Consider the following 8,893-nt stretch of genomic DNA (forward strand, 5'->3'; position numbering starts at 1 on the left):
ACCAAAGGAGCAACCCCCCTTGCGCACCACACCGCTGCTGCCCGCCCCCGTGGTCAAGGGCGACCGGATCGGCATCGTCACAGTCTCCGCGGCCGAACCCGCCGCGAACCCCGAGGTGTTCGACCGCGGCCTCAACGCGCTCGTCGTCCTCGGCTTTGAGCCGGTCATCGCCCCGCACGCGACCGGCCAGGCCGGGTACCGCGCCGGCGACACCGCCAGCCTGCTGAACGACTTCCACTCCCTGATCGCCGACGACACCATCACCGCGGTGGTCTGCGCCGGCGGCGGCAAGAACGCCAACCGGCTCCTGTCCGGCCTGGACCTTGACCTCATCCGCCGCAATCCGAAGGCGATCGTCGGAGTCAGCGACCCGAGCCTGCTCCTGAACGCGATCACCGCCCGGATCGGGCTCGTCACCTTCCACGGGCCGTCGGTGATGTGGGACCTCGCCGCCGAGGACGCCCCCACCGCAACAGCCGAGCACTTCACCGCGATGCTCTCGGGCCGGCCGTCAGCCGGCCGCATCGACGCACCCCTGACCTGGAGCCGCGGCGGAACCGCCGAGGGCCACCTGATCGCGGGATGTCTGTCCTCCCTGCGCTGCCTGCTCGGCACGCCCTGGGAGCCGAAGTGGGAAGGCGCCATCCTCGCCGTCGAAGACGCCTTCAAGAACGTCGAGGTCCTCGACCAGACCCTGACGCACTTCCGGGACTGCGGCGTCCTGGACCAGATCGCGGGTCTGGTGATCGGCGAACCGGTCGCCTGCGATCCGAGCGCCGGTATCACTCTCACCGAGATGGTCGAGGACCTGGCCGACGGCTACCACTGGCCGCTCGCCCACGGCCTTCCCTACGGTCACACGCCCCTCAAGCACACCCTGCCGGTAGGCGCCACGGTCCGTCTGGACGCGAGCGCCGAGCACCCGCTGACCATCGCCTCGGCGTGGACCAACGGGGGCGCGGCATGACGGCCCTGACCGACCACACCGCCGACCGCCGCCACTACGGGACGTTCCTCAAGGACAACCCCGACGAACGTGACGTCGTGCTGCTCAAGGCCGATCTGCTGCGCGCCCTGCGGACCTGGCTGCATGAGACCGGCTACAACGAGATCACCGCCCCCATGCTGTGCCAGCACCGGGAGAGCGCACCCATCCCCCAGTTCTCCACCAAGCACCCGCTGACGGGAGAGGGCTTCCACCTCAAGCACTCAGCCGAAGAGCACCTGCGGCGTGTGGTGACCAGCATCAACCGTGTCTTCGACCTCGCGCCCGCCATCCGTGCTGAACGGGCCGACGGCAGCCACGCGATCGAGTTCACCATGCTGCAGACCGCGGCCCGCGACATCACCCTCGCCCAGGGGCTCGAGCTGGTTGCCGCACTGGTCCAAGACGCGGTCCGCTCCACCTTCGGCAACCTCAAGACCACCGGCGCCGACTTCACGACCATCTCGGTCCGTCCCGTCGACGACGCCATCGCCGAGGCCCTGGGACGCTCCTTCGCCCCCGAGGGCGCAGAGCTGGTCGCTGCCGCCCGCTCCTGGCTTGATGCTCGCGACCTGCCCGCGTCCAGTAGCCCGTGGGAGGTGATGGAGGAGTTCGTCAAGCAGGCCGTCGAAGGAGCCGTCACCACCCCGACGCTCCTGCACTCCTTCCCGTACGAGCTGCGGCACAACAGCCGAGTCGACGAGCGCACGGGGCGGGCGCAGCGGTTCTCTCTCATCGTCGGGGGCATCGAAATCTGCGACGGCGGCGTGAAGCTGCGCACCTCAGCCGACTACCGGCCGATGGTCGAGGCCAACATGCTCTTGCGTGAGGAGCTGCATGGCATCCCTGTCGATGACGGCCCGGGCGAGTTCTACGCCGACGTGGACCGCGACCCCGCCGATGTCCTGACCTTCGGCCTGGGCGTGGAACGGCTGCTGGCCGCCTGTATGGGCCGCTCCGTCACCGAGGTCCTGACCTTCCCTCACCACTGACCCAGCCGAAGGGAGCCGGCCCCATGTCCGCTACCGCGACCATGCGCGCTGTCGTCATCACCGAGAGCCTGACCACCAGGGCGCTGCCCGCCGGCTTCAACGGGCTGCCCGTACGCCGGTATCAGCACGATCTCGACGGGAACACTCCCATCGAGATCTGCGAGGTCACCGTACCGACCGACCAGGCGGCCGCGCTGGCCCTCGAACTGGCCCGCGCACTGGAACCGCACCTGTACTACGCCCACCTGCTCGACGAGAAGCGGATGCTCATCGCCTTCCCGCACACCGTCGTCACCGTCGACCGCGACGACCAAGCCACGCTCGACCACGCCCGTCAGGTTGGGGCGCTGTTCCACATCCCTGCCTCCCAGATGCGGTTCGCCGAGATGTGGGACACCGACCACCCCGATGACCCCAACGGCCAGAAATTTGGTGAGTGACCATGTCCTTCGACTCGCCAATCAACATCGAGGCGTTGCGCTACCCGCGCGGGCCGATGGCGGTGGTCACTGGCGCTTCCGGCGCACTCGGCTCCGAGATCACCCGCCAGCTCATCGACCGCGATTGGTTCGTGGTAGCCACCTACCGGTCCCGACCCCCGCAGGACCGCCCGCAGGGCACTCTCTGGGAGCGGTTCGACGCCCAGGACCCGGCGACCGCGGACCAACTGCGGTTGGTGACCGAGGACCTGCCCCACCGACTGCAAGCAGTGTTCGCCTGCGCCGGGGCACCGTCGAGCAAGAAGACCGTCGCCGAGACCGACCCGGACGAGTTCGACCGGGTCTACCAGGCCAACGTCACCTCTCTCGCGGCCGCCTGGCGGGCGCTCGCACCGCGGGCCCGCTTCGACGGCGCCTCCGTACTGGCGGTGGGATCGGACGCCGGCCGGGCCGCGCGTCCCGGCAACGGTCCCTACAGCGCGGCGAAGGCCGCCCTGGAAGCGCTCGTGACCACCCTGGCCAAAGAGGAGGCGCAGCACGGTGTTCGGGTCAACCTGCTGGCTCCTTCCCTCATCGACTCGCCGCTTGCCCAGCAGGTGATGGCCCTCAAGGGAGTCACGGACCCCGACGCCTACTACAAGGGCCTGCCCTGGGGCCGGCCCCTCGCGCTGGACGAGGTCGCCACCGCGTGCATCGACCTGGCCACCGCCTCCCAGTGGCGGTACGCCTCGGGTCAGGTATACCCCCTGCTCGCGGCGGGATGAATGGTCAGCGCCACCCACACCCGCCACCTCCGGATCATTCAGATGCTCCGCAGCCACGACCACGTGCCCGCGCGCACACTGGCAGAGCGTTTCGGCGTCGAGGTCCGCACCATCCAGCGCGACATCAGCCAGCTCGCGGCCCACGGCATCGAGATCGACTCCCTCCCCGGCGCCAAAGGCGGCTACCGCCTCGCCGGGGAGGACCCCGTACACCCGCTCACCTTCGACTCCGACCAAGCCCTCCGCCTGTACGTGCTCGGTCTGATGGGGAGCGACGACGCGGAGACCGACGGACGCCTGCAGGCCGCCGGGATCTCCCAGAACGTCCGGGAGGTGATGCGCCGCATCAATCAGCGGTTCCACTTCGACACGGCCGACTGGTACTGGAACGGGCAGGGCTCCGGCCACCTGCCCGTTCTGCGCACCGCTGTTCTCACGGACACAGCCCTCGAGATCGTCCACCGCGCCAAGGACGGTCGGCAAGAGACTGCGGTGCTCAAGCCGCTCGGCATGGTCTGGAAGGGCGGGGAGTGGCACATGGTCGCGGCCCCGCCCAACGCCGCTCCCGCGCGCTACCGCCTCAACCTGATCGATCGGATCCGCCCCACCGACCTGAGTTTTCCCTACCCGGAGGACTTCTCGGTCCGGTCCTGGTGGAATGAGGCGATGGAAGAGTTCGGCAAGGGCGACACCCGCGTCGAGCTGGAAATTTCCCCCGCGGCCCGCGATGAGCTTTTGCGGCTGAGCTTGAAGAGGAACTCCGAGGCCACCCACCGCGAAGACGGGGGCGTCACCCTCGTGCTGTACGTCGATCGATGGGAGTGGCTGATACCCCTGGTCAGCTCGTACGGGCCGGACGTCACCGTCATTGCCCCGGACGAGCTGCGTCAGGCCACCGCCGCCCACCTGGCGGCCGCGCTCGCCGCCTACGACATCCCCCAGCTGCCGTCACCCCACGTCCCGCCGCCGGGCGCGGAGGACGATGCCCGTCTCCGCTCGACCCACGGACGACCCCCCAGGGAGCCCTCGCAGTGACTCTTCGCCAGCTCGACCACGCCGATACCCTCTACCTGCCCGTCACCGGCGACGGGCCTTTCGATTTCCGCCACACCGTGTGGAAGCCCTCCCACTACGCCACCGGCCTGGAAGCGCACACCTCCGACTGCAGCTGGCGCACCTTCCGCGCCGGCGACCTCGTCGCCGGGGTCCGGCTCGCGTACGAAGACCGCACCGTCATCGCCGACATCTACACCGACGGCGACTACAAGCCCGCCCACCGCGACCAGCTCACCCGCCGGATCACGGACTCTTACGGGCTGACCGAGGAACTGGCAGCCTTCACCGAGCTGGCGTCCAAGGTGCCAGCGATGCATGAGCCGCTCGCTGCGCTGGCCGGCATGCGCCAATCCTGCCCGGAAGACCATTTCGAGATTTCCGTCATCGCGCTGCTCCTGCAGAACATGACCGTGGCCGGCACGACCCGGATGACCCGCTCCCTGCTCGTCAACCACGGCCACCTCGTTCGCTTCGACGGCATCATGTTGCGCGCGTGGTTCACCCCGGCTGAGATCGCCGACGTCACCATGGAGACGTTCAAGGAGCAGGACCGGCTCGGCTATCGGGCCAAGACCCTGCCCCACTTCGCGGCATTCTTCCGCGAGCACACCAGCGACGACCTCCTCGCGGAAGACAACCTCGTGGACGCCTTCCAGACGATCAAGGGCGTCGGCCCCTACACCGCCGCGGTGATGGCCTCCCATGCCTCCCGCGACCCCGCTGTCTTCGGCATCGACGTGTGGAACCGCAAGATCCTCGCCCGCAGGATCCTGGGCGTCGACGACGCGGCCGCCGAGGCCGTCACCCGGCGTATGAACGAGCTGTTCCCTGGACACGCCGGTACTGCCGCCCTGTACTTCGTCGAGCACGAGTACCTGGACGCTCCCGTCGCGCCCCTCCTCGAACCCGCCGGTATCGACGCCTGGAACGAGGCCCTGGCGGCCGACACTGCTGCGAGCGGCACCCGATCCTGAAACGGGCGTCGAAGATGCAGGTGTAACAGAAAGACACCGATGACGTTGGGGCAGTGAAGGGGGTTTGGCTTTACGTCAACCCCGAGCCCACACGGCGGAGGCACGGTGACTACTGCGACAGCCCCCCACCCACCCCTGAACGGCTGGTCCCACCGGCAGGAAAGCTTGTTCGCTTGGCTCGCCCCCGAGCCGGAGACGAAGGCCGCTCCCTCACCTGCGTCTCCCGCTCAGCCGCCGGTGGAACCTCAGCCCCCGCGAGACCTGTCGCACACCTGGGTCGTGGCCGCCGAAGTTTCAGTGACTCCCCGGATCGCAGGGATCGCCGACTTCCGCGGCTCGTTCAAGGCCGCCGACGGCCAGCGCATCGAGGCGCTGGAGGTGTACTGCAAGGGGTGCCGTCGCCCCTACGACGAAGTCAACGGCCAAGACTGCGCGGAGAAAATAGACAACCGGCACCTGATCGGCGGCGACCAGTCGACCCGCGCAAAGCGGAAGGTCATCGTGCCCCCGGCCGGAGCGAAGATCATCCCCGGCGGCACGCTCCAGCGCCGCGGCGTCACCGCCTACGTCGGTGGAGTGTCGCGGCCACGCTGAGCGGGCGACACTAGCGACCGCACCCGTTCATGGTGCGGCCGTGACTACTCAGCGAACCCCCAGGGCGCTCGCCCGCGAAGCCGCCGGCCTGTTCATCACCGCGCTCGGCGCGCTCGGCGTCCTTGCTGCGCTGGGCACACTGCACTGGGCAGCCGGCCTGATCGCCGCCATGTCCGGCCTCATCACCACGGGTCTCCTTGTGGGTAGCCCGCCGGGGCCCCTATGGAAGCGCGCCGCGGGCTTCGGTACTGCACTCATCGGCTACGGCGGCTTGACCGCTGCCGCCTTCGTCCTGTGCCCACCCTTTGGCTGGCTCGGCATCAGCCTCGCTGTGGCCGGAGCCGGACTTCTGCTTTCCAGCGTTGAAGGCGAGGGCCCGGCATGATGGCCCGCCAGTTCCTTCCCACGCTCCGGGGACTCTTCGCGCCCCAGCAGCCGGCTGCCCCGCTCGTCGTCGAGACCAAAGACCTCGGCGGAAACGCCTACGTGTCGATGTCGTACACCGGGACCACCACCGTGTGGGGCACCGAAGGCCGCGCAGACGGCTGGGACATGGACCGCGTCATCAGCGAGGGCTACGAGCGGAGCGTCTGGACGTTCAAGGCAGTCGAGGCGATCAGCAAGCACGCCAGCGAGCTGCCCATCGAGATAGGCCGCGGCGGTGACGAACTCCGCTTCGCCGAGACGCTCGAGGACCATCCTCTTCTCCGTCTGCTCAATGTCCGCGCCAACCCGATGGAGAGCGGAGACGTCTTCAAGAAGCGGCTGAGCGCACAGCTCCTGCTGTCGAAGAAGGGCGTCTTCATCGAAGTCACGCTGTCCCGGCGGGGCACCCCAACCCGGCTGGACCTGCTGCCGCCCGACCGCGTCCAGATCATCCCGGACCCGTACGGCGACTACGTGCGGCACTTCGAGTTCACCAGCCGGGCCGGCGTCGTCCGCGAGCTGCCGCCCGAGCGCGTCATCTGGCTGCGCGACCCGCACCCCACCGATCCGTTTTGTGGCGTGACGCCCCTTGAGGCCGCTGGGCTGTCGGTGGACCTCGATGTCAAGGCCCGCGTCTACAACATCAGCTTTATTGACCGCGACGCGAGGCCCGGCGGGATCGTCGGCATCGACGTGGACGGGGTCGATCCCCGCGAGATCGAACGCATTCAGCAGCGCCTGGCCCCGGGCGCGCACAACGCCGGGGAGCTCACCCTCGTGGGTACGGGGCCCGGCGGCATCAACTATGTCGACACCTCCGCCCGCCCCCGCGAGATGGCCTACGAGACGCTTTCCGCCACGTCCAAGGGCGAGATCCTGGCCGCATTCGGTGTCCCGGAGAGCATCGTCGGCAACGCCAGCGAGCGAACCTACGCCAACGCCGACCGGGAAGAGTGGACCTTCTGGGACCACACCGAACTACCGCACCTCAACCTCATCGCCTCCGGGTTCGACATCGGACTCGACGACGGTTGGACCGTTCGGTTCGACACATCCCGGGTGCAGGCGCTCGAGTTCCCGCGCCGCCAGGAACGCGCGGAAGCTCGGGAGGAGTTCCTGGCCGGCCTGATCAGCGTGGACGAGTACAGGAAGATCGCTCGCCGCGAACCCTTCAACGTTCCGCAGTCCCGTGCCCTGTGGATCAGCCCGCAGAAGGCACCCGTCCCCGCGAACGAGCAGGATGCCGCTGCCCTTGGCCTTGCACCGGAAGGCGCGGCCGCCATACCCGGCCAGGCCGGCGGAACGCAGCCTTCTCTCGGGCCGCAGGACGATTCGGCTGCCGCAGCGGTCGCCGATGCCCGCGGGCTCGGCGACGGCGAAGACGCCGCGGCCACCGTCGCAGCGGCCCGCGCACAAGCGCCGCTCGCACTCCCCGGGGCCTCCCCGGGCACAGCCGCCGACACAGTGGCCCAAGCCCGCACCGCGACCGCCGAGGCCGGGCCCGGCGACGCCGCAGCGGACGTTGCCCGCGCCCGCGGCTCCAACGACTCCACGCCACCCGGGGAGGCCGCCGCTGACGTGGACGCCGCACGGCAAGGCCTCGAAAGGAAGGCACTGCCGGAGCCAGGTGGCTACGAAGCCACCGACGCGGACTTCGAAGTCCTCGGGAAGGCGGTGGCCGCGGCCCTCACCGCGCTTCTCGCCCGGCAGCAAGGGGTGATCCTCGCCCGCCTGCGAGCGCCGAAGACGCGGAAGTACACGCGCTACTGGGAGCCCGACGGCGATAGCGACCTGCGTGGCGGCGATGGCCCGATCGACGGGGACCGCGTCGTCAGCGCCACCCGGTGGGCGGAGGAGATCACCGACACCCTGACCCCGATCCTGCAGCAGGCCGCAGTCGCGACCGCTCAGGCCGTAGGGCAGAGCCTCACCGGCGCCGGTAGCGTCCCCCCGTCCGCCGCCGGCGCCGCGCTCATCACCGCGGCCCACGCCGGGCAGTCGGTGGCCACATTCCTGGCCGAGCTCGCCGAAGCACTGCACGACGCTCAACACGGGGCGACCACGCTCGACGACCTGGTCGACACCGTCGCCGCGTTCTACAACTCGGGCACGCCGGCGCTCGTCGCCCAGCTCGCCGAGGAGTGCTCCATCGCCACGATCAACGGAGCAGCAGAAGCTGCCGCCGAGGCGGCCGGGCCCGACGTGGTGCGTACCTGGGTCACCCGCGGCGATACCCGCGTACGGCCCGCCCACAAGGCGCTGCACGGCACCACCCTGCCGGCAGGGACGCCGTACACGGTCGACGGCTACAGCCTCCGCTACCCCGGCGACCCATTCGCCCCCACCGCCCTCACGATCAACTGCCGATGCCGACTCCACTACGAGACGGACAGCCCATACGAGGGCACCAGCCCCCTTCCCAACACGAGGAGCAACCCCTGATGTGGCCCGTGATCTGGATCGTCTGGAGCCTGCTGTTCGCCGTGTTCGAGGGCGTCGCCCTGGCCAACCGGCGCGACAACGACACCCTCTCGGAGAACTTCCGCAGGCTCTTCCACACCCGCACGAGCAAGGCCGGGCGGGCGGTGTTCGCGGTCGGATGGATCGGGTTCAGCGGCTGGTTCGCCATACACATCCTCACCGAAACCATGTAGACCCAGCC

10 protein-coding genes are annotated in these 8,893 nt (G+C 69.4%); all 10 read left to right on the forward strand.

Features of this window, described 5'->3' with window-relative positions; genetic code table 11:
- Positions 1–19 precede the first annotated feature (19 nt).
- The 10 genes from ACGFYQ_RS34115 to ACGFYQ_RS34160 all read left to right on the forward strand — a co-directional run bounded on the left by ACGFYQ_RS34115 (position 20) and on the right by ACGFYQ_RS34160 (position 8,885).
- Entirely contained in the window at positions 20–967 is a 948-nt protein-coding gene (locus tag ACGFYQ_RS34115; protein ID WP_393750079.1) for an LD-carboxypeptidase, read from the forward strand.
- A complete protein-coding gene (locus ACGFYQ_RS34120; RefSeq protein ID WP_393750080.1) occupies positions 964–1,977 on the forward strand; it encodes an amino acid--tRNA ligase-related protein in 1,014 nt (337 codons plus the stop codon). The genes ACGFYQ_RS34115 and ACGFYQ_RS34120 overlap by 4 nt, the downstream gene beginning before the upstream one ends.
- 23 nt (positions 1,978–2,000) lie before the next feature.
- A complete protein-coding gene (locus ACGFYQ_RS34125; protein WP_393750081.1) occupies positions 2,001–2,417 on the forward strand; it encodes a hypothetical protein in 417 nt (138 codons plus the stop codon).
- 2 nt (positions 2,418–2,419) lie between these two features.
- Positions 2,420–3,181: an SDR family NAD(P)-dependent oxidoreductase gene (locus ACGFYQ_RS34130; RefSeq protein WP_393750117.1), complete on the forward strand. Its 762-nt coding sequence runs from the start codon at positions 2,420–2,422 to the stop codon at positions 3,179–3,181.
- Positions 3,182–4,216 (forward strand): helix-turn-helix transcriptional regulator, encoded by a 1,035-nt coding sequence (locus ACGFYQ_RS34135; protein WP_393750082.1) that lies wholly within the window; start codon positions 3,182–3,184, stop codon positions 4,214–4,216.
- A complete protein-coding gene (locus ACGFYQ_RS34140) occupies positions 4,213–5,211 on the forward strand; it encodes a hypothetical protein (RefSeq protein ID WP_393750083.1) in 999 nt (332 codons plus the stop codon). Before ACGFYQ_RS34135 ends, ACGFYQ_RS34140 begins: the two co-directional genes overlap by 4 nt.
- Before the next feature lie 279 nt (positions 5,212–5,490).
- A complete protein-coding gene (locus tag ACGFYQ_RS34145) occupies positions 5,491–5,805 on the forward strand; it encodes a hypothetical protein (protein WP_393750084.1) in 315 nt (104 codons plus the stop codon).
- A gap of 40 nt (positions 5,806–5,845) precedes the next feature.
- Positions 5,846–6,190 (forward strand): hypothetical protein, encoded by a 345-nt coding sequence (locus ACGFYQ_RS34150; protein ID WP_393750085.1) that lies wholly within the window; start codon positions 5,846–5,848, stop codon positions 6,188–6,190.
- Complete coding sequence (locus ACGFYQ_RS34155) at positions 6,187–8,673, forward strand: phage portal protein (RefSeq protein WP_393750086.1); 2,487 nt, start codon at positions 6,187–6,189, stop codon at positions 8,671–8,673. Before ACGFYQ_RS34150 ends, ACGFYQ_RS34155 begins: the two co-directional genes overlap by 4 nt.
- Positions 8,673–8,885 carry a hypothetical protein gene (locus ACGFYQ_RS34160; protein WP_393750087.1) on the forward strand — a complete coding sequence of 71 codons (213 nt, stop codon included), beginning with the start codon at positions 8,673–8,675 and terminating at the stop codon, positions 8,883–8,885. The genes ACGFYQ_RS34155 and ACGFYQ_RS34160 overlap by 1 nt, the downstream gene beginning before the upstream one ends.
- Positions 8,886–8,893 lie beyond the last annotated feature (8 nt).

This window comes from Streptomyces sp. NPDC048258 (assembly GCF_043201995.1).
GTDB lineage: Bacteria > Actinomycetota > Actinomycetes > Streptomycetales > Streptomycetaceae > Streptomyces.

What these genes read in the sequence shown, in the direction of transcription:
- ACGFYQ_RS34160 (WP_393750087.1), top strand. Translation starts at nt 8,673, where the DNA reads ATGTGGCCCGTGATCTGGATCGTCTGGAGCCTGCTGTTCGCCGTGTTC.
- ACGFYQ_RS34130 (WP_393750117.1), top strand. Translation starts at nt 2,420, where the DNA reads ATGTCCTTCGACTCGCCAATCAACATCGAGGCGTTGCGCTACCCGCGC.
- ACGFYQ_RS34155 (WP_393750086.1), top strand. Translation starts at nt 6,187, where the DNA reads ATGATGGCCCGCCAGTTCCTTCCCACGCTCCGGGGACTCTTCGCGCCC.
- ACGFYQ_RS34135 (WP_393750082.1), top strand. Translation starts at nt 3,182, where the DNA reads ATGGTCAGCGCCACCCACACCCGCCACCTCCGGATCATTCAGATGCTC.
- ACGFYQ_RS34125 (WP_393750081.1), top strand. Translation starts at nt 2,001, where the DNA reads ATGTCCGCTACCGCGACCATGCGCGCTGTCGTCATCACCGAGAGCCTG.
- ACGFYQ_RS34120 (WP_393750080.1), top strand. Translation starts at nt 964, where the DNA reads ATGACGGCCCTGACCGACCACACCGCCGACCGCCGCCACTACGGGACG.